The organism is Vibrio sp. NFR (assembly GCF_027587095.1).
GTDB lineage: Bacteria > Pseudomonadota > Gammaproteobacteria > Enterobacterales > Vibrionaceae > Vibrio > Vibrio harveyi.
The window spans coordinates 194,199-219,629 of record NZ_JAPPTN010000006.1; the positions used below are offsets into that span (position 1 = coordinate 194,199).

Genomic DNA, 25,431 nt, shown 5'->3' on the forward strand with positions numbered 1-25,431 from the left:
GTGTTTTGTTATTCAGTCAGTTCTAATCGCACGATCACTTCTTCAGTAATGTCTTCAAATTCGCTGTAGCCAACTAGTGCGGTCAGCTCTTTTTCTAGTTTACTGGCTTGATGAACCCCAAATTGGGTTAAATCACTCAAGTCCTGGCGCAGCAAAGAAGTCATCGGATCAAAGATTGGCGCGGTAGAAATACGGGTTGCGTAAAACTCACCCATCATGCGGGCTTTCTTTATGAACTGAATACGTTCTTTGACACTGGTAAAATCTTGTTGCAGCTTCGACTCTAGCCCAGTGATTTTGCTACCAACTTTCGCCACGCTGATGTAAACATCTTGATGTCTCGCCTGAGCGCCATCAATACGTTTAATTGGTTCGGCGATCAGAGTGCTAGATCGTCCCTTAAATAATGGTTCGAGAGAGAACTGCTGATTGTGACCAAGGCGTGCGTATAACTCGATGTGCTTCGCTAATGGGAAGTTGACACCAATAACGGGAGTTTTCACCGAAGAGGCTGCGCTTTTACTAATAAAGATTGGCGTACTCAAAATACGTGAGAGTAGGACACTGTGCAGCCTTTCCAACAATGCGTTACTTGGCAGCATCTCTTTTTGTGGGATGAGTTTGTCTTGGTTGTGCTCGATAATGCTGTTGAAGAAAGCAATAACACGCATGGTTTTGCTGTCTTCATCTATGACCAGTTGCACGCTACGACCATCGGGACTCACCCGAATAATCCGATAAGGGACTTCTGAAAGAGGCAATTTCTTATCGTATAACTGTAGCTCTCGGAAGTTGATGCGTACTTCTTGCCCTGAGCGTAATTCCGTCGGCTCATCCAAGCGTAAGCCCAAGCCTCGCTTAGAGATATCCATGGTAAAGCCTGCAGCTTTCGCACTTCCGGTATTAAGCACTAAAGGGGTTTTGAAGCGATAACGGGGCTCTTTTCGACGAGATTGGGCGTCAAAGTAAATACCTTTTGGATTGCCGATGATCTTACGTGGATGGCGAAAAGCATTAAGTGTATTCGCGGGCACGCGAGGCTTTTCAGTAAGCAAATAATCCTGTCCAGACTTCTCATCGGCAATTTCTTGCAAAATGCCTACGTGGGTCAGTTTTTGCGAACTTTCGGCTAACTCAGAAGAAAACGCAGCAAGGTCTTCTTTTTCTTGTTGAGACAGTTCAAAAATCGAAATGCGGAAAGCACGCCAACTGGCGCGTTTGGCTCCCAGGTGCCAGAACAATTGACGCTGCTCTCTGGTCGCTTCTGGGCGCAGCATTGAATAGAAGTACGTTTTGTTGTCATGCTCATGAGTAAAGGAATAGAGCACGTTGGTAGCCCCTTTGACCCCTGGCGCAATTAACGAAGCCATCCTTTTCGGATTGAACAACGAACCAAATACTTGCTGGTTACGCTCATCATGCCAGTATTGCCACATCTTTTGGTTATTTGGTGTCAGCATTGCGAGCTTGAGTTCGCTGCCTTCAAAAAACAGAGGGAGGTTGCTGGTGTGCTTCAGGGCTATATGTTCGTAACCACGCGTGCGAGCGCGAATGATTTTATCTTGGTTATCATGACGAGCACGTTTTGCAGCGCTGTTGAGAGCTTCATCAATCAAGCGAGCAACGACATTGGTCTCGGTCAAGCGAATGGTTCTTAGATAACGAACAGCATCGTTCTCGTAGCAATCATCCACTGCGAGCACACGATAAGTGATTGGCTTTTCAACGCCGGCAACCTGAGATTTGCTGGCAAACTCGGTAAAGGTAACTTGAATGACTTCGCCCAAGCTGTATTTGAATGCACTTGGGACTTTGAATTTTGCTCCAGAGCTAGAAAGGTCAATACTCAGACCGTGGATCACTTGGCTTTTTGAGCGAATGATTTCTACCTGAGACTGTACTTTTAAGCGCTTTTCTTGGCGCTTTAAGTCGTAACCAAGATGAACCGGTTCGGCAAGGAATGGACTTTTAGGGTCGGTCAGCGATTGTTCTTCATTCTTACCGTTGTTTTTACTCATTACACGAAAGTTGTTACGTGTATTGACCAAGGCTTCCCACATGCCTTCAGTGTAAGCACCGAATTTTTTTAAGTTTTTGTGGTAAGCGTTGAAAGCGACGTCATCCAACCAATGAGGGATGCCATCTAATAAGTATTCACGACATTCACCTTTCACTCGACCTCGCAAATCAATGCTTTTCTTGCAAGGTGCCATGACACGGTTGAGTTCCATCTTTACAAGAATTTTGGCCGATGGCGGTTCCCCCTCGGTCAATTGACCAAGGACGAAGTCAAAGTCATCAGAGCCATAAACTGGGATGAGTCGTTCTGCGAGCGAGAGAATTTCAGATTGCTGCATTATTTCTGTTAAAGTATGTCGTTATTCGAATTATATCGGCTAAGCAAAGCAAAACTTGAGTATATCAAGAGTTCATGTCCAATAAGGTCAGACATGGCAGTGTTTGGTCACATTTGTTGAAAAAACCGAGTGTTGAAAAGATCGAGGCATCATGGCGAAAGCAAAACGAGCGTATGTTTGTAATGATTGTGGCGCAGATTTCCCACGTTGGCAGGGGCAGTGTAATGCGTGTGGTGCATGGAACACGATTACTGAAGTTCGTATTGCTGCATCGCCAACGGTAGCGCGCAATGAACGCTTATCTGGTTATGCAGGCTCAGCGACGGAATCAAAAGTTCAGACGCTTTCCGAGATTGATCTGCAAGAAGTACCGCGTTTCACCAGTGGGTTTAAAGAACTCGATCGTGTACTTGGCGGTGGTGTGGTTCCTGGTGCGGCGATTTTGATTGGTGGTAACCCAGGGGCAGGTAAGTCAACGTTACTTCTACAAACCATGTGTTTGTTGTCGGCGCAAATGCCTACGCTGTACGTAACGGGTGAGGAATCACTTCAGCAAGTTGCGATGCGTGCTTCCCGTCTTGGTTTGCCAAAAGAGCATTTAAAGATGCTGTCAGAAACGAATGTCGATAAGATCTGTCAAATTGCAGAGAAAGAGCAACCACGCATTATGGTTATCGACTCGATACAGGTTATGCACGTTTCTGATGTTCAATCCTCACCGGGGAGTGTCGCTCAAGTACGTGAATCGGCAACCGCCTTGACGCGTTACGCAAAGCAAAACAATGTTGCTGTCTTTATTGTTGGTCACGTAACAAAAGATGGTACCCTTGCGGGACCTAAAGTACTTGAGCACATTATTGACTGCTCCGTGTTGCTAGATGGTGGGACTGATAGCCGTTTCCGTACGCTTCGTAGTCACAAAAACCGTTTTGGTGCAGTGAACGAGCTCGGTGTTTTTGCCATGACAGGGCAAGGGTTAAAAGAAGTGAACAACCCATCGGCGATCTTCCTTTCTCGTGGTGAAGAGGAGACGTCGGGTTCCTCCGTGATGGTTGTTTGGGAAGGTACGCGCCCTCTACTAGTAGAGATTCAAGCGCTAGTAGACTATTCACAACTGGCAAACCCACGTCGTGTCGCGGTTGGCTTAGAACAAAACCGTCTCTCTTTATTACTAGCGGTACTGCATAAGCATGGTGGTCTACAAATGGCAGACCAAGATGTATTTGTGAATGTCGTTGGTGGCGTCAAAGTCACAGAGACCAGTGCTGACCTTGCGTTAGTTATGGCGCTTTTATCGAGTTTCCGCGACCGTCCACTACCAAAAGATGTGGTGGTGTTTGGGGAAGTGGGCTTGGCGGGTGAGATTCGACCTGTACCAAGTGGGCAAGAGCGTTTGAATGAAGCGTTTAAGCACGGCTTTAAGAAAGCAATCGTTCCTGCAGCGAATATGCCCAAGGGCGGTATTCCTGGTATGCAAATCCACGGCGTGAAAAAACTATCGGAAGCTATCGAAGCATTTGATGAGTTGTAAACGCTATCTTGTGCCCCAATTCTAGGGGTAACAATAATGTTGAATCTGTCCTCATTATTGTCGAATTAAGCACACATATTGCGAAGTTTGACTATTATTTGAGGACGGAAAATCGACGTTAAAATTTTTTTTCTTCCATCCGCACGCAAGGGTATCAGTATTGACAGAATGTGATATACTCTGCGCGCACTTTATACCTTATTAACAGAGTAAGACAATGACTGATTTATCAAAATACAGAAACATTGGTATTTTTGCTCACGTAGACGCGGGTAAAACTACCTCTACAGAGCGTATCCTAAAGCTAACTGGTAAGATCCATAAGATCGGTGACACTCACGACGGTTCAACTACTACTGACTTCATGGAGCAGGAAGCTGAGCGTGGTATCACAATCCAGTCTGCAGCAACAACTTGTTTCTGGAACGATCACCGTCTAAACATCATCGATACTCCTGGACACGTTGACTTCACTATCGAAGTTTACCGTTCTCTAAAAGTACTTGACGGTGGTATCGGTGTATTCTGTGGTTCTGGTGGTGTTGAGCCTCAGTCAGAAACTAACTGGCGTTACGCTGACGAATCACACGTATCTCGTCTGATCTTCGTTAACAAACTAGACCGTATGGGCGCAGACTTCTACAAAGTTGTTGACCAAGTACAAAACGTTCTAGGTGCTACTCCACTAGTAATGACTCTACCTATCGGTATCGAAGAAGATTTCGTAGGTGTTGTTGACGTACTAAGCCAACAAGCTTACGTATGGGACGAGTCTGGCCAGCCAGAGAACTACGAAGTTCAAGACATCCCTGCTGATCTAGTTGAGAAAGCGGCTGAATACCGTGAAATGCTAATCGAAACTGCTCTAGAGCAAGACGAAGATCTAATGATGGCTTACCTAGAAGAAGGCGAAGAGCCATCTCTAGAAGACATCAAACGTTGTATCCGTAAAGGTACACGTGACCTAGCATTCTTCCCAACTTACTGTGGTTCAGCGTACAAGAACAAAGGTATCCAACTTATTCTTGACGCGGTAGTAGATTACCTACCATCACCAACAGAAGTTGATCCACAGCCTCTAACAGATTCAGAAACTGGTGAGCCAACTGGCGAAGTAGCAAAAGTATCTGCAGACGAGCCACTAAAAGCGCTTGCGTTCAAGATCATGGACGACCGCTTCGGTGCTCTAACGTTTATCCGCGTTTACTCAGGCCGCATGAAGAAGGGTGACACAATCCTTAACTCTGCAACTGGTAAAACTGAGCGTATCGGCCGTATGGTTGAGATGCACGCAGACGAGCGTAACGAAATCGATTCAGCTCAAGCTGGTGACATCATCGCTGTAGTTGGTATGAAGAACGTTCAAACTGGTCACACTCTATGTGATCCTAAGCACGAATGTACTCTAGAACCAATGATCTTCCCAGATCCAGTAATCTCTATCGCAGTTAAGCCTAAAGATAAAGGCGGCAGCGAGAAGATGGGTATCGCGATCGGTAAGATGGTTGCAGAAGATCCATCATTCCAAGTAGAGACTGATGAAGAATCTGGCGAAACTATCCTACGTGGTATGGGTGAACTTCACCTAGATATCAAAGTAGATATCCTAAAACGTACTTACGGCGTTGAGCTAGAAGTAGGTGCTCCTCAAGTTGCTTACCGTGAAACAATCACTCAAGCAATCGAAGACAGCTACACGCACAAGAAGCAGTCTGGTGGTTCTGGTCAGTTCGGTAAGATCGACTACCGTATCAAACCAGGCGAAACTGGTTCAGGCTTCACGTTCAAATCAACAGTTGTTGGTGGTAACGTACCTAAAGAATTCTGGCCTGCAGTAGAGAAAGGCTTCGCTAGCATGATGGAACACGGTGTTCTAGCTGGCTTCCCAACTCTAGACGTAGAAGTTGAACTATTCGACGGTGGCTTCCACGCAGTTGACTCTTCAGCTATCGCTTACGAAATCGCTGCTAAAGGCGCATTCCGTCAGTCTATGCCTAAAGCTGGCGCGCAACTTCTTGAGCCAATCATGAAAGTTGACGTGTTCACTCCAGAAGATCACGTTGGTGACGTAATCGGTGACCTTAACCGTCGTCGTGGTATGATCAAAGACCAACAAGCTGGTACTACTGGCGTACGTATCAAGGGTGATGTACCTCTATCAGAAATGTTCGGTTACATCGGTACTCTACGTACTATGACTTCTGGCCGTGGTCAGTTCTCTATGGAGTTCTCACACTACTCGCCATGTCCAAACAACGTTGCTGAGCAAGTAATTGCTGACGTTAAAGAGCGTAACGCTAAGAAGTAATTCTTAAGTTAACTCTGTAAGACATCAAAGCCCCGCCTAGTGCGGGGCTTTTTACTATCTAGCATCTGTTTACTTGTCTATCTGAACGGAGCTGATGTTTTCCAAAATTTATTGCTTACTTCATTCTTCTTTTAATTGAATCGTTTCAAAGTCTCGAACGGTACTGCGTTCAAATTCAGCAATCTCTTCTTTTATCCATTGACTAAATAACTGTGTTTTTTGACGCTTCAAATATCCTGTCGGCGCGCAAAGGTAATAGGCATACTTAGGCTGAATGCCTATGTCACCAATTCTTACCAGTTTTCCTTCTTGGATGTATCGATAAGCCAAGCTGTGCTTGACCAACGCTACGCCTTGCAACGAAAGAGCACCTTCTAAAACCAAATGCGAGCCACTGTACTTGAGCGTTGGTTTTGCCGCTTTATGACCTAATGTGTTGAGCCACATATTCCAGTCTAAGTCCGGCCATAAATCTTCGATCAACTCTGCTTTATTTAAATCTTGGACGCTGTAGATACCATGTTCTTTTTGGTAGATAGGATGGCAGGCAGGGTAGAATACTTCATCCATCAGCCATTGTGATTCCAGATTCGGGTAGTATCCATGGCCATAACGGACACAGAGATCTATCTGGCTATCTTGAAATGAAACCAGTTCATTCGTTGGCTCCATGAGTAGCGAGATATCTGGATGTCGTTGTCGAAATGCAGCAATCCTTGGTACTAACCAATGATGAGCAAAAGAAGGCAGTGTTGAGATGGAGAGATGATTTGGGTTGGGATCTTGGTTAATTAATCGCACACCCTGTTGGAGGTGATTGAAACCTCGTTCGGCTTGGGCAAACAGCAAGTCGCCTTCTGCGGTGAGCAGTATCTTTCGATGTTGGCGCACAAACAAGTCGGTACCCAGAAACTCTTCCAATTGACGTATCTGTTGGCTAATCGCTGCTGGTGTGACAAATAAGTATTTGGCAGCCGCTTTAAAACTGCCTTCCTTTGCCGCGATGTAGAAATAATACAGCCCTTGTAGCGGAGGCATACGTTCTTTCACATTAGTTTTCCTTAACTCAATGTCAGATTCTATCGTTTGAGAATAACAGGGTAGTCACTGATTATTAAGTGGTCAATGTGAATGAATCAAGGAGGATATATGAACAATGCAACGCAAACCTGTGGTCACTTAGCATCGAAGCCACGCAAGAGCTTAGTTCAGTATATCTTTTCTAAATTAGCCGTATGGAGAAAAAACTACCGTACACGCCGTCATTTGTCTGAGTTACCTCCCCACCTTTTGGATGATATCGGCTACAACGAAACTGAAGTCCAAAAGGAAATTCAGAAACCATTTTGGCGTGATTGATCATCGTCGAAAATGAAAAACGCTCCCTTTATGGGAGCGTTTGAATTGTTGGTTCTCGGAGTGTGAGTAAGAGATTATAAATCTTCTTCCCATACAACCAGTTCGCCTTTTGGCCAGTTGTGTCCGATTTCATGATATTTCTGCTCAAGAACGTGGCGTTTGATCTTCAAGGTCGGTGTTAGAATGCCGTTTTCAATACTCCACGGGTCTTGGATCATCAACACCCCTTTGATTTGCTCGTGCGATTCAAGTTCTTGGTTCATGCGAGCGACAACCTTGCGTGTGGTGCGGGCGTAACGTTCTTTATCAAAGTTCGGGAAGTCATGTGGCACAACTAATAAAATGGGTGCTGGCAAGCCTAAGCCGATCAAACACATCATTTCGACGCGGCTATACTCAAACAGTTTCTTCTCGATAGGAACCGGAGCAACAAACTTACCTTTGGCAGTTTTGAAGGTGTCTTTTTTACGACCTTGAATGGTGAGGTAACCATCCGCATCTATTGAACCGATGTCACCAGTGTGAAGCCATCCTTCTGAGTCAAACGACTCTTGTGTCGCGATGTCATTTTTGTAGTAGCCAGAGAACAGCCCTTTGCCGCGAACCATGATCTCATCATCGTCAGCGATCTTAAGTTCAATACCTGGTCCGGCATTGCCCACAGAGCCAATCTTATCGGCGCGGAATGGGTAGTTTAGTGTGCTGTAGGCGAAAGACTCTGTCATCCCCCAAGCTTCAGTGATGTTTAGACCAACACTGCGGTACCACTCAAGCAGTGCTGGCGACACTGGGGCAGAACCACAACCAAGGACGCGGGCTTGATCCAAGCCGAGACCATCAGCCAATTTCTTCTTAATCAGTGAATTAACGAATGGGATCTTCAGCAGGATATTGAGCTTTTTCTGAGGAAGTTTGTCTTGAATACGTTGCTGGAACAGTGTCCACAATCGCGGTACAGAGATGAAGAGTGTCGGGCGATGCATTTTGACATCTTCAATGAAAGTATCGAGTGACTCAGGGAAAGCCGTTGTTACGCCACCCATAATTGATGAACCGAAGATGTAAACTCGTTCTGTGATATGAGCGAGTGGTAAATAAGAGAACAATCGATCGTTTTCTTGGATGCCAATGTGATTGATCAGTTGTTGAACAGACCAACTGAACGCGCCGTATGTCAGCATTGCCCCTTTCGGCAGCCCTGACGTACCTGAGGTGTACACGAGAGACATAAGCTTGTCATCATGGTGTTGTGGACGCTCTGCGCTTGGCTCTACGTCGGCAATAATCTCAGTAAACTGATATTGGCATTTCGGCGCAGTATCGTAAGGAAGTGCAATGCTAATTAAATCTGGCATTGAATCGATTACTTGTTGCGTTGCCGCTGGATCATCTAACTTACCGCCAATCAGTGCTTTACTTTCGCTGTGGGTAACACAGTACTCAATGGTGTCAGCGCCAGCTGTCGGGAAAATTGGCACACTCACGTAGTCGCCAAGCATCATGGCTAAATCGCAGATAAACCATTCGGCACAGTTCTTCGAAACCAATGCGACTTTTTCACCGGGTTGAACACCCAAGTTGCGCAGAGCGGTAACCAGTTTAAGCGCCTTATCGGCGACCTCGGCATAAGTAAATTCAACAAACTGTCGATTAATGATTTGTTTTAAGTAAACCTCATTTGGGCGTTCCTCTGCCCATTTAAGGATCATTTCATTTGGCGGCGGGAGAGCGCAACCAGCGGTCTGTTCTAGGTTAGGCTGATTCATTGTAGATGACTCCATGTCTTCTCTCGTTTGTATTTATAGTTGTTAAAACATTGTTAACTTTAGCATGTTAAATCATTATACGGGAATGCATTTTGATGAAATCTGTGGGAAAGGTTACGTTAGAGAAGGCAAAGTTGCCCAAGTCGTCATTCTTTAAAACTGTTGCCGATAGCTTGCGGGTGAAAGTCCAGTTTTCTTTTTGAAGATGCGAGAAAAATACGAGACGTCACGGTAGCCGCATTGATACGCAATATAGGCAATTTTCATTGAGTCTTCTTCTGTAAGCATTTTCTTGGCAAGAGAGATGCGCTTTTCCGTGATGTAATCGCGAAAACACATTCCAACTTTTTGGTGAAAGAGTTTAGAAAAGTAATTCGGGGAATAATGGCAAAGTGCTGCGGCTTCTTCCTCTCTTAGATCTTTGTGTACATTGTTCGCGATATAGTGGACAACATCGACAAAATTAGACTTACCGTTTTTAGTTAAAGCGCTCTCCGACGAAAGAAATTGTTCATCGAAATTTTCAGGAGAAAAGTATTTGAGTTTGACTTGAGATATCCACTCGTACGTCGAGTCCATTTCTACGCGATGATATTCAGCCACAATATGCTCTGGTGGCAAATTGCTTTCCTGCTGACCTTGATGGATCACGATAAGCTTTTTATCAAGGTTCTTGCAAAGAGTAAGGAGGCTTTTCTGAGGTCTATGGTGTTCTGATGATTGGCAGTAAAAGAAATAAGTGAATGCTCTGTCACTCAATACCGAGACGTCATCACCACTCTTAATCAGGGTGAAGGTACTCTCTAATACTGAGCGAAAGGTGTTGGGCAGGGATTGAGGAGCGTCTCCAATCCAGTAGGCCTTTATAAGTTCTGTCATGTTGCTTCCATTTATTTTGAACTTTGCCGAAGGTCGATCGTAAAAGGCTTCAACTAACCTCGATCCGTGAGGCTAAAAACTAAACCTTTCGTTTATTAAGCTTAGGCTTATATAGATATCCTGCAAGTGTGAAAGGTGTCACATATTGATGTAGTGAGTGTCTCACATTTGCTACAAATGCATTTTGTTGCCCTCTCTAGCAAGAAAGTGCTAGTGCTTGGCAAGAAAGTCCTAACTCCCCAATTTTTCGATGACTAAGGTTTAGACATGATTTAGGCGCACATGTAAGCCGAGTCATCAACGAGCGAGAATCATTAAAAAGGGGATATCTTATGGAAAACTTTCGCAACCTAATCAAGGACTTCATGGAAGATGAAGAAGGTCTAACTCTACTTGAGTACATCCTAGGTGCTGCACTTATTGTGACTGCATTTTTGACATCAGGCTTCTGGACTACGCTGTCTGGTAAGTTCACATCAGTGGCATCTCAAATCAACAATTCGTAATGACGCTAGAGATTGTCATTTGGTCATTACTTTTTGCGATAGGCGTGTCTGATGCGCAAAAGCATCGGATACCAAACAAAGCCGTTTTATTGCTGTTAATCGTTGTTGCTGCAAGCGCATTACTCAGTCCTAGTACTAATAGTCTAGATCATTTCTATGGCGGGTTGGTTGCGTTTGCAGTCTGCTTTGTTCTTTATCTGTTTAAAGTAATGGCTGGAGGAGATGTTAAGTTACTCGCCGTATTAGGGGCTTGGATAGGGTTGAGTAATTTAGGGGACGCATCTATCGGAATCATTCTTGCTGGAGGAGTGGTGAGCTTATTTTACTTAGCTCTCCATGTTTCATCCTCCTACGTGAAGTTTTCAGATCAAGTGAAGGGATATTGCTTATACAAAGTGACTCCCGGATTGAAATCGGCACAACCGCTGGTTATTCCTTTCGCACCTGTAATCGTTATTGGATTAGCGTATTTCTCCTACACACATTAAAACAACAAAAATTACAAAGACTGGCGTTAGATATTCAGTTGACTAGGCAACGTACAGAGGGGAATTGTAATGGGGTCTGTGTATTGGGAAAAACTTGTGCCGCAAATAACGCCGCCGAAAGTCCCATCAAATATTGAAGGGCTTGGCATACCAGTTTCGGTTGTCGAAAATTTAGTGTTAAAACACTTGTCTGCATATCCTAAAATCGATTTAGTCGAGTTGACTCAACGGTTGGGAGTGGTCTCCACGATTGTAGATTTAGCGCTAGCACAACTGAGAAAGCGCAGTTGGGTTGAGGTCTATCAACCGACCAGTGACAAGCTCAGCAACACCTACACAAACGTTCGATATAGCCTGACAGAGCTTGGTCTGGCGGAAGCCGATATTGCGTTTAGAAAAGATGCCTATGTTGGTCCGATACCCGTTTCCTTGGAAGAATATTGGGAGGTGGTCGAAGGGCAAGATCTTCGCAAGCATCCCATTACTCGTGCCGATGTTGAGCGCGCACTTTCAGATGTTTTTGGCTCTGAGCGTCTAATCCCCATTCTAGGTCCTGCCATCAATTCAGGTCGAGCAATGTTGTTATATGGACATGCTGGTACGGGTAAAAGTTTTGTCGCTGCGAGAGTTCTCAATGCCATGAGTACATCCGTGTTCATCCCTTATGCAGTTTATGCAGACGGCAACATCATTAAAGTCTTCTCTGAGCAACACCATCGCCGACTGGATAACTCTCATTCCAAAGTGTTTGTAAAGCTTGAAACCCATTACGACAAGCGTTGGGTTTTATGTGAGCGACCAAATATTCAAGTTGGTGGCGAGCTCACCATGGACATGCTGGAAGTTAACCATAGTGAGCATAATCGGGTCTGGAATGCCCCTCTGCAGATGATGGCTAACAACGGAATTCTCGTCATTGATGATTTAGGTCGCCAAGCTATGCCAGTTGACGCGTTGTTAAACCGTTGGATTGTTCCGATGGAATATTTATTCGACCACCTAGCACTTCCCAATGGTCAACAAGTCACTGTTCCTTTCATGCTGACATTAGCCTTCTCTTCTAACTTTGCACCGAGCCAGTTGGCCGATCCAGCCTTCTTGCGTCGACTCGGTTACAAAATAGAGTTTAAGCCTTTGAGCCCTGAAGACTACAAAGCTCTGTGGTTGTCTTTATCTGGCGACCTCAAGATGGCACTTGGTCCTGATTTTTTTGACACATTACATCAATTACACCGCGACAATCATGTTCCTTTCTTCCCTTGTTTACCGAAAGATTTGTTGGGAATCAGTCGCGATATTTTAGTGTTTGAAGATAAAAAGAAGCTTGTCTCTCCAGACACGTTAACCCGAGCTTGGGCGCTGTATTTTACAGTGGATGAATAGGGAGATTTAGTTATGAGTAAGACTCAAGTTGTCATGTTATTGCTGCTCTCCATTGTGTTTGGTCTTGCCGCTGTTTTGATTGCAAAACAATGGATTGATGGTCAAAACCAACCAACAGTAGAACTCGAAGAAGTCGAAAGACATCCGGTACTGGTGGCTGCGATGGAACTAGAGCCTGGCACTGTTTTAGAAGCAAAGCACCTAACCACCAAATTGATGGAAGTGGATTGGATTAAAGAAGAAACATTAAAAGTACCGGAGCAAGCGGTTGGTCGCATTGTTGCAAACACCATCTATTCAGGAGAAATGGTGAATCCAAATCGACTTGCTCAGCCGGGAGAAGGGGCGACGCTCGCTGCATTAATCCCAGAGAACAAACGTGCGATTACTATTCGAGTTAATGACGTTATTGGGGTTGCCGGTTTCCTTTTGCCTGGGAATAAAGTCGATATTCTCAATACCATCAGTTCTGGTAAAGGCAAAAACGCTTCCACCAAAACAGTCTTAAAAAACATCAAAGTTCTAGCCGTAGACCAAACCGCGAAAACCAATGATAACAAACCTGTAATCGTGCGTGCTGTGACGTTAGAAGTGACACCGAAAGAGGCGGAAAAGCTGCTATCCGAAAACAGCAAAGGCACGATTCAGCTTGCTTTACGCAACCCTCATGAAGTCGATAAACCACCCGTTGCACGAAAATACACACCGCGACCTAGTGTGACCATTATTAAGGGATCTCAGGCATCCAATGTCCGAGTCAGTAATTAGGTGATTTATGAAAAGAATAATATTACTCATTAGCCAGTTACTTTTTGTCAGCTTGTCTGTGAATGCAGCACCGGCGCAGTCAGGGAAAGTGGTGAGTGTTGCTCATCACCAGTCAACCCAGTTAATTATTTCTGGTAAGGCGAAAAAGGTGACATTAGGGGACCCTGAGGTATTAGACATTATTGTTTTGCGTTCCAACGAGCTATTTTTAGTCGGTAAAAAGCTTGGCACCACGAACGTTTCAGTTTGGGATAGCAGAGGACGTTTAATTGAGCAGTTTAATGTCGAAGTGACCCATGATCTCAACACGTTGAAATCGAAACTCTACCAATTCCTCCCAGACGAAAGTATTGAGGTCCACAGTGCGCAGGAAAAAGTGGTACTAAGGGGCTTAGTCAGCAATCAGCAAAATATGGATATCGCCGTCAAGATTGCAGAAACGTTTGCAGCAGGTGATGCCGCGGATGAAAAAGAAGATGAGGATGATACAAGAGATGACAGTATGGTGATCAATCTCTTGAGCATTGGTGGCGCACAGCAAGTGACGCTTGAAGTGACGGTAGCTGAAGTTCAACGCACACTGGTTCGTCGTTTTGACTCAAACTTTCATTTCTTTCAAAAGAGTGGCGACTTTACATGGGGAGCAACCACTGCTGGTGGCGGTATCGATAATATCGGTCCTATTTTGAACGTGCCAACAGTGGAAGATTTTGGTTTCCTTGGTTCATTCATCGATAGCAATACACTGTTTACGTTTGCATTAGACGTTGCCAGACAAAATGGTGTTGCAAAAGTCCTTGCCGAGCCAAGCCTTACTGCTTTGAGTGGAACACAAGCCGAATTTGTTGCTGGTGGTGAATTTCCTATCCCAGTACCAAATGAAGATGGCATCACAATTGACTACAAAGAATACGGTGTTCAACTCGATTTCGTGCCGTACATCCTTAGCGATAAGCGTATTAACTTGAAGATGAATGTCAACGTCAGTGAAATCTCCAACTCTGGTGTATTGACCTTCAACCCGAATGAAGTCAATGCGACTTTCTTTATCCCGCCAATTACTAAACGAAGCGCAGGTACAACAATTGAGCTTGCTGATGGGCAGACCATTGGTATTGCAGGCTTATTGAGTGAAAACGCGCGTAATGTTGCTGATGGTATCCCTGGAGCGAGTGATCTTCCTGTTCTAGGTCGACTGTTCAAGAGTGAAGAGTTTACATCCGGTGAAACCGAGCTTGTTATTTTAGTGACACCAAGGCTCGCGACCCCAATTGACCGCCGTCGAATTACCTTGCCGACGGATGGTTTTGTTAGTCCTAACGATGTGGAGTTTTATCTGTTAGGTAAAGGTGCCGAGTTGGATTTTGATCGATACCAACTCAATGAAATTAGAGAAGAAGAAACAAACAATCGTTTTGATCAATACGGTTCGTCAGAAGGTGGCTCTGAGGGCAAATTCGGGCACAGCCTATAAGTGGAGGATAAGATGAAAAACATAATGATAATGACCATTTGTTTTACTTCATTCGGCTTGTTTGGCTGTGCGAATGACCCTGAGCTTGGTATCTCTGTTAGTCAGCTACGTGCAGAACAAACACTGAATCCGGAAGCATGGTACGAGAATCTTGGGTATCTGCCAGAAGGGAGCGGACAACGTACGCAGACCAGTTTAGAGGTATATGACAACAACGGGGTAGCCAAAGATGATTAAGTGATTTTCTCACTTAGGAGGGGCTATGCGACGGAAAATGCAAAGGGCAACAAGGCGAACTCAAAAAGGGATTACCTTGGTGTTGATCAGCATGGTATTGCTGATTTTATTGGGCATGGCGGCGTTTGGTATTGACCTTAACCACCAAGTCTTAAACAAAACGCGTTTACAAAATGCGGTTGATGCTGCAGCACTAGCTGGTGCTGTTGTCGTTGATGATAACGGAAATGTTTCAGCGGCTGAGAATGCGGCTAGAGCAACATTAACGAGCATTTCAGCGTCTGAAGGAAATGCGGAATTAACCTTCACAGATAGTAATACTGCTGTGACGTTTTCGACAGATAGATCGACATTTGTGAGTGCTGCGAGTTTTACGCCTCCAATCTCAGGTGAGTATGACATTTATGTCCGAGTAGCAGTGACAGATATTGGTTTAATGCAGTATCTGAGTGATCTCTTCGGGATTAATAAAAACGTATCTGCAAGTGCTGTGGCGGGGCGTAGTGCTGCTATCACATATACTTGCAACATATCACCAATAGCTATGTGTGCTGATACGAGTTCACCAAATACAACTTGGGGTTATGTTCCGCAACCTGGTTATGATCCTACCGTGGATAGAATTCCTAGCACGCTTTACCAAATGAAACCTGCCGATCACAAGAGTGGAGGAATTGGTCCAGGTAATTTTCATCTATTGGACCTTGGTACATCGGGTAAAAATGCTGTTCGTGATGCATTTGCTGGTGCTACAAACAACTGCATTACCATAGGGAATAACATTGATACAGAAACGGGTAAAGGGACTGGACCTGTTGCACAAGGTATTAATACTAGGTTTGGTAAGTTTAATGGACCGACTCAAGAAGGTGGTACGGTTAAAAGCGATAAATACACTGAGGAACCGTCACCTAATCTTAATGAGAACACATTCCAAAACAGTAGTTTTTATTACGCTGATTATGTTGCCGCTCTAGCCAGTTGTGAGTCTGGTGGAGCTTGTAACAATTCACATTATGACGCTGATGGCTCCAGTGGTCGCAGGATTTTGAGAGTTCCGATTATCGATTGTGACTCTACTACTGGCGGTAAGCAATCAGTTACGGTGTTGGGGTTAGGATGCTTCTTTCTTCTTCAAGAAGTGAAGCAAAAAGGTAATGAATCCCAAATATTTGGTCAATTCTTAGAAGATTGCGTGATCAACAATGGCTCTACAGGAACTGACCCTACAGATAAAGGGCTGTACAAGATTCAGTTGTATAAAGACCCGTTCTCGGGAGCGTCATGATATGAAAAAGCTATTCAGCTCGTCACCAAAACACATCATGGCATCGCAAAGGGGGCTTGCGATCATCGAGTTTATTATTGCATTACCTATATTGCTTATTATGAGTGTTCTAATTATCGATGTATGCCGTGCATTTATCCAATACACAGAGGTAAATAAAGCGCTGCAAAATGGTGCAAGGTACGCACTGGTTGATACTTACGGCACGCTAGACTTTAGTGCGATAGCGGATGAGTCCAGTATCAAAAATGTGGTTGTATACGGAAAGCCTACAGGAGGAGGGACACCAGTAATTGATCATATTGGTGTAGGTGATATCACGATTACACAACCGACAGCAGCGACAAAACAAGTCACCGTTTCAGCTACATATGATTATGTGCCTATATTTTCGTCTTTGCCTTTTTCTGGTGAGTCTTTGCAGTTCAGCATCGGGGCATCTTCAAGTATGAGGACTGGACCATGATTCGAATGAAAAAGAAGCAGAAAGGAGTCACTCAAGTAGAGTTTTCCATTATTGCACTTGCTGTCATTTTGGTGCTGTTTTTGATTATGGAATTTGCCCTCTATTTCTTCTCTGTTCAGATGGTAAATGAGGTCACCAGAAGAGCGGCACGATTAGCGACGGTTTGTTACATTGCTGATCGAGATGATATCCCAAACTTGCCTGCAGTTTCGGACTTATATCCTTCTGGTTTTACAGCTGAAAATTTAGAGATAGCGTATCTTGATTCCAACGGCAGTAATGTCGACGTATCTGGTTTTTTGTCCAATCCACCGGCAGACAGTGCAACATTGAACTCTCAGTTTTCTCAGATTAAATACGTTAGAGCACGAGCGGTTAATTATACTTTTCAGTTTTTTGTTTTGGCTGCTTTAATTAATGCTGTAGGAACAACACCTGCTTTTGAAACAATATTGCCTGCTGAAAGTTTGGGTGTTTTAAGACCAGAAGGCACTAGCGTAAAAGAGAATTGCTGATGGGGTGGGAATATGCTTAAGTCAATAAAGATGAACCAAGATAGTTATAAAAACTTAAAGACAAACTTGATAGTTTGGGTTGTATATTCTACGTCCAATTTCAAAGTGCATTTAACGAATGAGTTGTCCCAATGTGTCAATGTTAATATTGAATGGATTGAACTCAGTTTATTTAACCTTGATTTGGTTAAGAATAAGCAAATTCCAGATCTTATTTACATTGAAACTGGCGAAAGTTGGGCTCAGAAGGTCGCTCATGTTTATTCTAGCGATAGTAATTTGCAGCACAACCATACTGCATTGATCGTCTTTGGTGATGAATCGGACACCGCCTCTTTAAAGATGGCGCTGCGATTAGGGGCGACAGATTACTTCTCACGCACGGTTGATTTAGGTGAGCTTTACCCGCTGCTCAAATCCACTGCAGAAGAAAAAGTCTATAACAAGAAAATGGGTGACCTAACCTTATTTATCAATACCAAAGGCGGTTCAGGTGCAACAACACTAGCGCTCAATACAGCGATCGAGCTATCCAGTTATGCGAAGAGTAACGTGTTGCTGGTTGATCTCGATATGCAGTTCAGTGACGCTGCTGATTACCTAAACTGCAAGCCAAAATATAATATCCATGATGTTATCGATTCCGTTAATGACTTGGACGAACTCTCATTAGAGGGGCTCGTCCATAAGCACCCTTCAGGGTTAAATTATTTATGCTTCGAGCAGGGTAATTTGCAGAATAATCATAGATATGCCAGTGATGTGAGTAAATTACTACCGATTCTTAGACAGTTCTATTCACATATTATTGTTGATATGTCTCATGGTGTTGAGCATGTTTTTCAACAGATTGTCTCTCCGGCGACCCATATATTCTTGGTCATGCAACAGAACGTCACGTCGGTAAAACACGCAGTAAATTACATTAGAACCTTAGAACTGGACTATGGTTTAAATAATCATCAGGTCGAACTTATCGTTAATCGATTCGAAAAAAAATCGACCATTTCATTGAAAGATATTGAAAATGCTGTTGGTGGGCACTCAATACACTTAGTTCCAAATAATTTCGCTATCGCGATTGAGAGTGCAAATTTAGGTAACCCAATTGTTCAATCTAAGAAAAACAGTGCGATAAAAGCATCGTTAGCTGAAATCTCACATTTATTGGAAAGCCCAACCAAGGAAAATCAAAGTTGGATTAAGAAATTATTTTCTTAATAAGGGGGAGTCATGTTTTTCAAAAGAAAAAGCGTCGGAAGTGCGTTTGGTCAGGTCGATGCCGAAAAAGAGTCACAAACAAAAGATGAAGACGTTGAACGTGTCGAAAGTGAAGAATCGAGCGCAGAGAAAGCATCGATGTCTCCGGTTGAAGCTAAGCTAAAAGCGATTGAAGAGCAGAAAAAACTGCTGGAACAAGATCTTGCCATCAAACATTACTATCATAAAAAGTTACTCGATACTTTGGATCTAGGTCTACTTTCCCACCTGCAAGAAGACCGAGCAAAAGAAGAGCTTAGGGAAGCTGTAGTTCAATTAATTGCGGAAGACCAAACTCACCCCTTAAGCTCGGAAGCGCGTAACCGCGTGATTCACCAAATTGAGGATGAAGTATTTGGTCTTGGTCCACTTGAGCCGCTTTTAGATGACCCAACCATTTCCGATATTTTAGTCAATGGTCCGAAAAACATTTATGTTGAACGCTTCGGTAAGCTGGAGAAAACGCCGCACACCTTTTTAGATGAGCGCCACCTGCGCAATATTATTGACCGTATTGTAAGTCAAGTAGGTCGACGTATTGATGAAGCGTCACCTATGGTGGATGCACGCTTGAAGGATGGCTCTCGTTTCAATGCCATCATCCCTCCTTTAGCTATTGATGGACCTTCCGTTTCTATTCGTCGTTTTGCCGTAGAAAGGCTCAACATGGATAACTTGCTTGAACTGAACTCGCTATCGCCAGAAATGGGTAAGTTTCTCAATGCCGCTGTTGTTGGGGAAATGAACATCTTGATCTCTGGCGGTACAGGTTCAGGTAAGACGACGACATTGAACATTCTTTCTGGGTTTATCCCAAGTGATCAGCGTATCGTGACGATTGAGGATTCAGCGGAGCTTCAATTGCAACAACCACACATCATTCGCCTTGAGACGCGCCCTTCGAATATCGAAGGAAAAGGGGAAATCTCTCAGCGTGATCTCGTTAAAAACTCACTGCGTATGCGCCCTGATCGTATCGTTATTGGTGAGGTTCGTGGTGCTGAGGCGGTGGATATGCTTTCGGCAATGAATACGGGTCACGATGGTTCTCTTGCGACGATCCACGCTAACACCCCTCGTGATGCATTGAGTCGAATTGAAAACATGTTTTCCATGGCAGGGTGGAACGTATCAACGAAAAACTTAAGAGCGCAGATAGCTTCAGCAATCAACATCGTTGTCCAGATGGAACGACAAGAAGATGGTAAGCGCCGTATGGTCAGTTTGCAGGAAATTAATGGTATGGAAGGAGAAGTGATCACCATGTCAGAAATCTTCACCTTCCGTCGAAAAGGGGTAGACAAAGAAGGCAACGTTCTTGGGGACTATGAAGCCACAGGGATTGTCCCTAGCTGTCACGATCATCTTGTTAAACGAGGCTTAGACGTACCATTCGAAATCTTTAACGAAAAAGCCCGTTAGGAGAGTGCGCTATGGAAAGCCAATTCCCACTTTTTCTTGTGCTGTTATTTTTGTCTGTTTTCTTTATTAGCCAAGCGTTAATACTTCCGTCTGCAGGTAAAAAAGTAAAACATAAACAACTAATTAAACGGATTCACGATAGCCACAAGCACATTGATGAAGAAAGTATCTCGTTACTTAGAGAGAACTCGCTGAAGCACCTTTCTCCGTTAGAGCGTTGGTTAGTGAATTTTAGTCTCTTCGATGGTTTGAAGAAAAAGCTCGAACTAGCGGGCATTTCGATGGGCTTTACACGCTTCTTATTTTTGTCTTTTCTTGCAGGTGTCGCCGTTGGTCTGGTTATCTTCTTGTTTGGTCAGGTCTGGTACATGTGTGTTGGCGTCACCATTGCGTGCTGGGTTGCTATCTACTTTTATCTTCAAAAAATGATTGCCGATAGGTTGATGAAATTTGAGGAACAACTGCCAGAGGCACTGGATATCATCAAACGTGTATTGCAGGCGGGTCAACCCATTACCCAAGCGTTTGGTGAGGTAGGGAGAGAAATGAGTGCACCGCTTGGACCTGAGTTCCTTAATACGTTCAACCTCTTAAACTATGGCTATGACTTGAGGCTAGCCATAATGCAAATGTCAGAGCGTACCCCCACTGTATCAATGCTGGCGTTCTCGAGTGCGGTGCTATTGCAAAAAGAAACCGGCGGTAATTTGGTTGAGAACATTGAGAAGCTTTCTCAAATCTTACGTGCTCGTTTCAAACTGGCGCGAAAAATCAAAACCATTTCTGCGGAATCTCGAATGTCTGCCTGGGTGCTTGTACTCGCGCCATTTGGGCTCTACGTCATCATTTCACTTGTACGTCCTGAATACATTGAATTGCTTCATACCACGCCTATGGGAGTCAAGATGGTCGTGGGGGGCATGGTGTCTTTGTTTGTTGGTACCTTGTGGATTCGAAAAATCGTCAACATTGAGGTGTAACTATGGATATAGAAAATATTCAAGGATGGTTGAGTGACCTCGCTGTAAATCAAGAGACTCTGTTATTTGCATTGATCTTGATTACGACGGTATTGGTGGTGATGACTGTTGGCTCGATTGTTATTGGTGTCAATTCGCCGATCAAGAGAAAACTTGCTGAGCTGTCTGGTGATAAGAGAGAGGCTACCCCCACAAACAGCAAAGTAGCAGACACGCTTGAGTCATTGGCTCCACTGACTTCTCCAACCAGCGAAAAAGAACGTCAAACAACACGTAATAAACTGATGCATGCGGGTTTTCACCAAAGTAATTCGCTGTCGATGTTCTACGCCATTAAGTCAGTGACCACCATCTTTGGAGTGATGGTCGCAGTGCTCGTTTACTTAACCATTCCAGAATCTAAATATCTCTACACCTTGATGGCATTGGCGGTGTTTGTCGGACTTGTCATTCCAGACTTTATTCTTCGCCGCATGATCAATAGTCGCCAAAAGGCCATTCGTGCTGGGGTGCCAGATATGTTGGATTTGCTGGTGGTGTGTACAGAGTCTGGTCTCGGCTTTAATGCCGCGTTACGCCGTGTTGCAGATGAGCTGGTCATTTCTCACCCTGAGTTGGCTGACGAGGTAGATACTGTATGTAACAAAATTCAGGCCGGTAAGCCAATGCCTGAAGCACTTCGTGAACTGGTTTATAGAACAGGGTTAGATGAGTTGATGGGGCTGGTGAGTATGCTCAGTCACGCATCAAGAATTGGGGGGAGCCTAGTCAACTCCTTACGCGAATACACCGAAGATTATAGGGATAAGCGCCAACAAGCAGCGGAAGAGGTAGCTGCCAAAATCCCAGTGAAAATGATGTTTCCAATGGTGCTGTTTATTTGGCCATGTTTTTTTATTGTGGCGATAGGTCCGGCGCTGATTTCACTGGCTGAAGCATTTAAATAAGAGCAGAAAAGGGATTTGTTATGTGGATTAAGAGATTTGCCATTATTTCGTTGTTATTGCTTACAGCATGTTCAACAACCGATACATCATCGGATTTTGACTCGGAACTCTACTCCGGTAAGCCAGTTGAATCGCTGACCAATGATGAGCCACCGAAAACAGAAGAAGAAGCGATTTCCCGCGGTGATATCGCTTTGAGTAATAAAAATGCGGACCTAGCGCTGTACGAGTATATTCGCTCTTTGTCCTTCCCCAATGCGCAACACAAAGACAAAACACTGTACACCGTTGGGCGTATCCACCTCGCACGTAATAACTTAGAGCTTGCGGATAAATCGTTCCGTGCTTCGCTTGCTGAAAACCCAGACAACGTAGGCTCGCTACAAGAGCTTGGCGCGATGTACACCAAACGTGGTGATCGAGAGGCAGGTAAAAGCTATTACTTAAGAGCGCTCAATGCTGATCAAATCCGTTTAGGTGGTGATCCAAACATCACCAAAGACAACATTTCTAAAGAGAGCATTGCCACCTACCGTTATGATGATAAATCACCCGTTGGTGCTTATTCCGGGCTGGGTGTCTTGTACGATATTCGAGGGGACCACGATTTAGCTCAGACTCTATTTCGAAAAGCGTTGGATGTTGATTCACGAAACGTCAATGCATTGGTGAGTTTAGGTTACTCCTATTACATGGAAAAAGAGTATTCAAAAGCGACACACTTTACGAAAGCCGCTTTGGGGCTGCAACCAAGTAATGAAAAAGCGATAAACAACCTAGGGTTAATTGCGATTGCAAAAGATCAACCACGACAGGCACTCAACATCTTTAGTCGTCATATGACTGAACCTGAAGCGTTAAATAACGTTGGTTATTTCCTAATCCTCAATGGTAAGCCGGATGAAGCCATCCCTTACTTACAACAAGCCATTGATAAAAACCCTGCTTATTATGATTTAGCCAATAAAAACTTAGAGCGTGCACTTTCTATGGTCAGAGAGCAAAAAGACACCTCTACGGCATTCCTTCAATAAAGCAATAGTTCGGTAAAGCCACGCCCTAGTAAGCGTGGCTTTTTTATGTCGACAGGCTTATCAAGCGAACAGTTGAGGAAAGCGATGGATAAACGCTCCTACGGCTTTCCAAAGCAATATAGTAAGGATTGTGGCAAGGTATCCATCAATCGCATAATGCCAAGCCAAATGAACGGAACCTATTTGAATTAACAGCGCAAATACGTAAGCCATGTAACCTGCCACTTTATTGATTTGATAGATGCTCAGAGCCAGTAATACTGCAATGGATACGTGCATACTCGGCATTGCTGAAATGCCTGAGCCAATGCCATTTGATTGTTCAATATAGTCATTCCATAGGTGATCTTGCGTGGCAAGCGCCCACAACTGACCCACTTGGATGTCTTGTAGATATTGGCTTTGTTCCTGTAGCGTCCGCATCAATGGCGAAAAGTAGGTGTTGTCCGTTAAAGGTTCAACGTAGCAGGGACCTGCTGAGGACAACAACGTGGCAAGCACGAAGCCAATCACCATCCATGACAACACAAATGTCAGAAAAAACTGCTGCCGAAGTAGCGGTTGCTTTTTGTAGATCAGAAAGAAGATCAACATTCCCCACATAAAGAAAAACCATGCGTTGTAAGCCGTGTTGATAACCAGCGACGCCCACGGACCCGGCAATATTGTGTGGGTGATAACCCAAGGATCGATGCCAAAGTGCAGGAAGCGATCAATATCGATAAATGCGCTGTCGAGGGAGAACGGGTGAAATATCGGGATCAGTGACTTTAAGAACGTGTGGTTAGAAAACACAATGGTAAGAACCAATAACAGTGCGATGACAGACAGCGTTCTGGTAAGAGGAAAAAACATCCGTCTAAGTTTATTGAGAAATTGTTTAGCAGGATGAGGCTCTTTACGAAAAATGAGAGAGAAGTAGTAATAAGTGCACCATGCTAAGAAGGTGACATAGCTTGCTAGCCCAATGGTTTCGAAATAAGTGGTGAGTGAATAACGAATCGGTGAATCAAGATACAGAGAGCACGAAAAGATGAGGAATGTTGTTGAAGCACAATAGAAGTAGAGAATTTTGTCTTTGAGCAAGTTTGCTTTCAGTTCGCTAAGCCAAAGAGAAACTTTCTGTTGCCAGTTAAGTTGCAGGTCATAGTTATTGTTTTGCGCCATAGATGGTCCATCATCCTGATTTTTCCCACATTCTATAAGCGTAGTTGAGAAAACGAGCACTCGTGTTTGAGTGCCCGTTGTTTATTGCTTGATTAAGTCTGTGCCACTCTCTACATCATGCCGGTCACAATGCCTGCTGCGACAAAGAATACGATCATCCAAAGTACAGATAGATTGAGCTTTTTATGTAGGTAGAAACCGGCAATGACTAATGCGATATCAATCGGAGCAATCACAGCACTAGTGAATACTGGTTGGTAAAGTGCCGCTAAGAGTAAACCAACTACTGAGGCATTCACGCCATTAATTGCGCCAGATACCGCAGGTTTACCAGCTAGAGCTTGCCAGTTTTTCAGCACGCCAAGTAACAGCAAAAAGCCCGGAAGAAAGACACCCAGTGTTGCAACTAGCGCCCCTAGAATTGGTGTATCCGATAGCTCATAGCCAATGTAAGTTGCGAAAGTAAACATCGGTCCAGGTACAGCTTGCGCTGCTGCGTAGCCCGTTAGGAAAGCATCTTGGCTGAGCTGATCGCCAACGATGTTTTGCAGCAATGGAAGAACCACGTGACCACCACCAAACACTAAACTGCCGGCTTGGAAGAAGTCGCTAAATAACCCCAGCATCGGTAGCGTGTGAGCCACCACAGGCAAGCCAAGGAGAAGTACGGCAAACAGAGCGAGTGGAGCGATAGTCGGTTTAAACGGCTCTGCTGGTGCGGTTGATTCTTTCTTTAGATATTGAGTACCAATCAAGCCTGCCACTACTAAGACCAACATTTGTGTCATGATGCTAGGTGCAACCAATAGCGCTATTGCGGTTGCTACACACAATCCTGCTGTTAGTTTGCTTTGGCAGAAATTTTTGTACATTCCCCATGTCGCATCGGCGACCACCACAACAGCCAGTAACTTCAAGCCGTGTACGATGTTTTGGAACAGTGCCGTATCCGTGATTTGGCTGCTCACCATTGCAAGTGCCAACATGATGATCACCGAAGGCAGCGTGAATCCAAGAAACGCCATACAAGCGCCGCCCAGACCTCCGCGTTTGTAACCCAATGCAAAGCCAACTTGGCTTGACCCTGGTCCCGGTAAAAATTGGCTCAACGCCACGATTTGTGCGTATTCGCTATCATCAATCCACTTGAGTTTTTCTACGAACGTTTGGCGGAAGTAACCGATGTGTGCTGCAGGACCACCGAAACTGATCCAACCAAGCCAAAAAAAGGTTTTAAAAATGGTAAACATATTGAGCCTGTTAAATCTCCAATAACACTCCAGTTAATGTATGAAA

At 44.3% G+C, this 25,431-nt stretch carries 23 protein-coding genes; 17 read left to right on the top strand and 6 right to left on the bottom strand.

Annotated elements, in window-relative coordinates:
- Positions 1-8 precede the first annotated feature (8 nt).
- Positions 9-2,357: a PilZ domain-containing protein gene (locus OH463_RS13690; RefSeq protein WP_005449113.1), complete on the bottom strand. Its 2,349-nt coding sequence runs from the start codon at positions 2,355-2,357 to the stop codon at positions 9-11.
- A 151-nt stretch (positions 2,358-2,508) separates the two neighbouring features.
- On the opposite strand from OH463_RS13690, the gene radA reads away from it, so the two are divergent.
- Both radA and fusA read left to right on the top strand, forming a co-directional pair.
- Positions 2,509-3,888 carry a DNA repair protein RadA gene (gene radA / locus OH463_RS13695; RefSeq protein WP_005439523.1) on the top strand — a complete coding sequence of 460 codons (1,380 nt, stop codon included), beginning with the start codon at positions 2,509-2,511 and terminating at the stop codon, positions 3,886-3,888.
- A 217-nt stretch (positions 3,889-4,105) separates the two neighbouring features.
- Positions 4,106-6,196 carry an elongation factor G gene (gene fusA / locus OH463_RS13700; RefSeq protein ID WP_005449112.1) on the top strand — a complete coding sequence of 697 codons (2,091 nt, stop codon included), beginning with the start codon at positions 4,106-4,108 and terminating at the stop codon, positions 6,194-6,196.
- A gap of 120 nt (positions 6,197-6,316) precedes the next feature.
- Here fusA and OH463_RS13705 read toward each other — a convergent pair whose 3' ends face one another.
- A complete protein-coding gene (locus tag OH463_RS13705; RefSeq protein ID WP_029790383.1) occupies positions 6,317-7,246 on the bottom strand; it encodes a LysR substrate-binding domain-containing protein in 930 nt (309 codons plus the stop codon).
- 99 nt (positions 7,247-7,345) lie between these two features.
- Between OH463_RS13705 and OH463_RS13710 the strand changes: the two genes are divergently transcribed.
- On the top strand, positions 7,346-7,555 hold the full coding sequence (locus tag OH463_RS13710; protein ID WP_050923260.1) for a DUF1127 domain-containing protein: 210 nt from the start codon (positions 7,346-7,348) through the stop codon (positions 7,553-7,555).
- Between the two features lie 74 nt (positions 7,556-7,629).
- Here OH463_RS13710 and OH463_RS13715 read toward each other — a convergent pair whose 3' ends face one another.
- Both OH463_RS13715 and OH463_RS13720 read right to left on the bottom strand, forming a co-directional pair.
- On the bottom strand, positions 7,630-9,321 hold the full coding sequence (locus OH463_RS13715; protein WP_005449101.1) for an AMP-binding protein: 1,692 nt from the start codon (positions 9,319-9,321) through the stop codon (positions 7,630-7,632).
- Positions 9,322-9,474: 153 nt separating this feature from the next.
- Positions 9,475-10,200 (bottom strand): helix-turn-helix domain-containing protein, encoded by a 726-nt coding sequence (locus tag OH463_RS13720; protein ID WP_269991484.1) that lies wholly within the window; start codon positions 10,198-10,200, stop codon positions 9,475-9,477.
- 332 nt (positions 10,201-10,532) lie between these two features.
- Here OH463_RS13720 and OH463_RS13725 point away from each other — a divergent pair, with 332 nt between their 5' ends.
- The 14 genes from OH463_RS13725 to OH463_RS13790 all read left to right on the top strand — a co-directional run bounded on the left by OH463_RS13725 (position 10,533) and on the right by OH463_RS13790 (position 22,968).
- Entirely contained in the window at positions 10,533-10,706 is a 174-nt protein-coding gene (locus OH463_RS13725; RefSeq protein ID WP_005449099.1) for a Flp family type IVb pilin, read from the top strand.
- Positions 10,706-11,194, top strand: coding sequence for an A24 family peptidase (locus OH463_RS13730; RefSeq protein ID WP_269991486.1), 489 nt, complete (start codon positions 10,706-10,708; stop codon positions 11,192-11,194). Before OH463_RS13725 ends, OH463_RS13730 begins: the two co-directional genes overlap by 1 nt.
- 69 nt (positions 11,195-11,263) lie before the next feature.
- Complete coding sequence (locus OH463_RS13735) at positions 11,264-12,577, top strand: ATPase AAA (protein WP_017817707.1); 1,314 nt, start codon at positions 11,264-11,266, stop codon at positions 12,575-12,577.
- A gap of 12 nt (positions 12,578-12,589) precedes the next feature.
- Positions 12,590-13,345 carry a Flp pilus assembly protein CpaB gene (gene cpaB, locus OH463_RS13740; RefSeq protein ID WP_005449090.1) on the top strand — a complete coding sequence of 252 codons (756 nt, stop codon included), beginning with the start codon at positions 12,590-12,592 and terminating at the stop codon, positions 13,343-13,345.
- Between the two features lie 7 nt (positions 13,346-13,352).
- Entirely contained in the window at positions 13,353-14,819 is a 1,467-nt protein-coding gene (locus OH463_RS13745) for a type II and III secretion system protein family protein (protein WP_017817708.1), read from the top strand.
- A 12-nt stretch (positions 14,820-14,831) separates the two neighbouring features.
- A complete protein-coding gene (locus OH463_RS13750; RefSeq protein ID WP_009707503.1) occupies positions 14,832-15,056 on the top strand; it encodes a hypothetical protein in 225 nt (74 codons plus the stop codon).
- 25 nt (positions 15,057-15,081) lie between these two features.
- On the top strand, positions 15,082-16,344 hold the full coding sequence (locus tag OH463_RS13755) for a TadE/TadG family type IV pilus assembly protein (RefSeq protein WP_020480864.1): 1,263 nt from the start codon (positions 15,082-15,084) through the stop codon (positions 16,342-16,344).
- Between the two features lies 1 nt (position 16,345).
- Positions 16,346-16,810, top strand: a complete 465-nt coding sequence (locus OH463_RS13760; protein WP_053052961.1) for a TadE/TadG family type IV pilus assembly protein — start codon at positions 16,346-16,348, stop codon at positions 16,808-16,810.
- Complete coding sequence (locus OH463_RS13765) at positions 16,807-17,325, top strand: TadE/TadG family type IV pilus assembly protein (protein ID WP_017817711.1); 519 nt, start codon at positions 16,807-16,809, stop codon at positions 17,323-17,325. The genes OH463_RS13760 and OH463_RS13765 overlap by 4 nt, the downstream gene beginning before the upstream one ends.
- Positions 17,326-17,337: 12 nt before the next feature.
- Positions 17,338-18,546, top strand: coding sequence for an AAA family ATPase (locus tag OH463_RS13770; RefSeq protein WP_017817712.1), 1,209 nt, complete (start codon positions 17,338-17,340; stop codon positions 18,544-18,546).
- A 12-nt stretch (positions 18,547-18,558) separates the two neighbouring features.
- Complete coding sequence (locus OH463_RS13775; protein ID WP_053052963.1) at positions 18,559-20,007, top strand: CpaF family protein; 1,449 nt, start codon at positions 18,559-18,561, stop codon at positions 20,005-20,007.
- Between the two features lie 11 nt (positions 20,008-20,018).
- Positions 20,019-20,987: a type II secretion system F family protein gene (locus OH463_RS13780; protein WP_005449080.1), complete on the top strand. Its 969-nt coding sequence runs from the start codon at positions 20,019-20,021 to the stop codon at positions 20,985-20,987.
- A gap of 2 nt (positions 20,988-20,989) precedes the next feature.
- Positions 20,990-21,934, top strand: coding sequence for a type II secretion system F family protein (locus OH463_RS13785; protein WP_009698700.1), 945 nt, complete (start codon positions 20,990-20,992; stop codon positions 21,932-21,934).
- A gap of 20 nt (positions 21,935-21,954) precedes the next feature.
- On the top strand, positions 21,955-22,968 hold the full coding sequence (locus OH463_RS13790) for a tetratricopeptide repeat protein (protein WP_017189178.1): 1,014 nt from the start codon (positions 21,955-21,957) through the stop codon (positions 22,966-22,968).
- A 60-nt stretch (positions 22,969-23,028) separates the two neighbouring features.
- On the opposite strand, the gene OH463_RS13795 is transcribed toward OH463_RS13790, so the two are convergent.
- Together OH463_RS13795 and chrA are read right to left on the bottom strand one after the other, a co-directional pair.
- Positions 23,029-24,135 (bottom strand): phosphatase PAP2 family protein, encoded by a 1,107-nt coding sequence (locus OH463_RS13795; protein WP_269991494.1) that lies wholly within the window; start codon positions 24,133-24,135, stop codon positions 23,029-23,031.
- A gap of 110 nt (positions 24,136-24,245) precedes the next feature.
- Entirely contained in the window at positions 24,246-25,385 is a 1,140-nt protein-coding gene (gene chrA / locus OH463_RS13800; RefSeq protein WP_269991495.1) for a chromate efflux transporter, read from the bottom strand.
- Between the last annotated feature and the right edge of the window lie 46 nt (positions 25,386-25,431).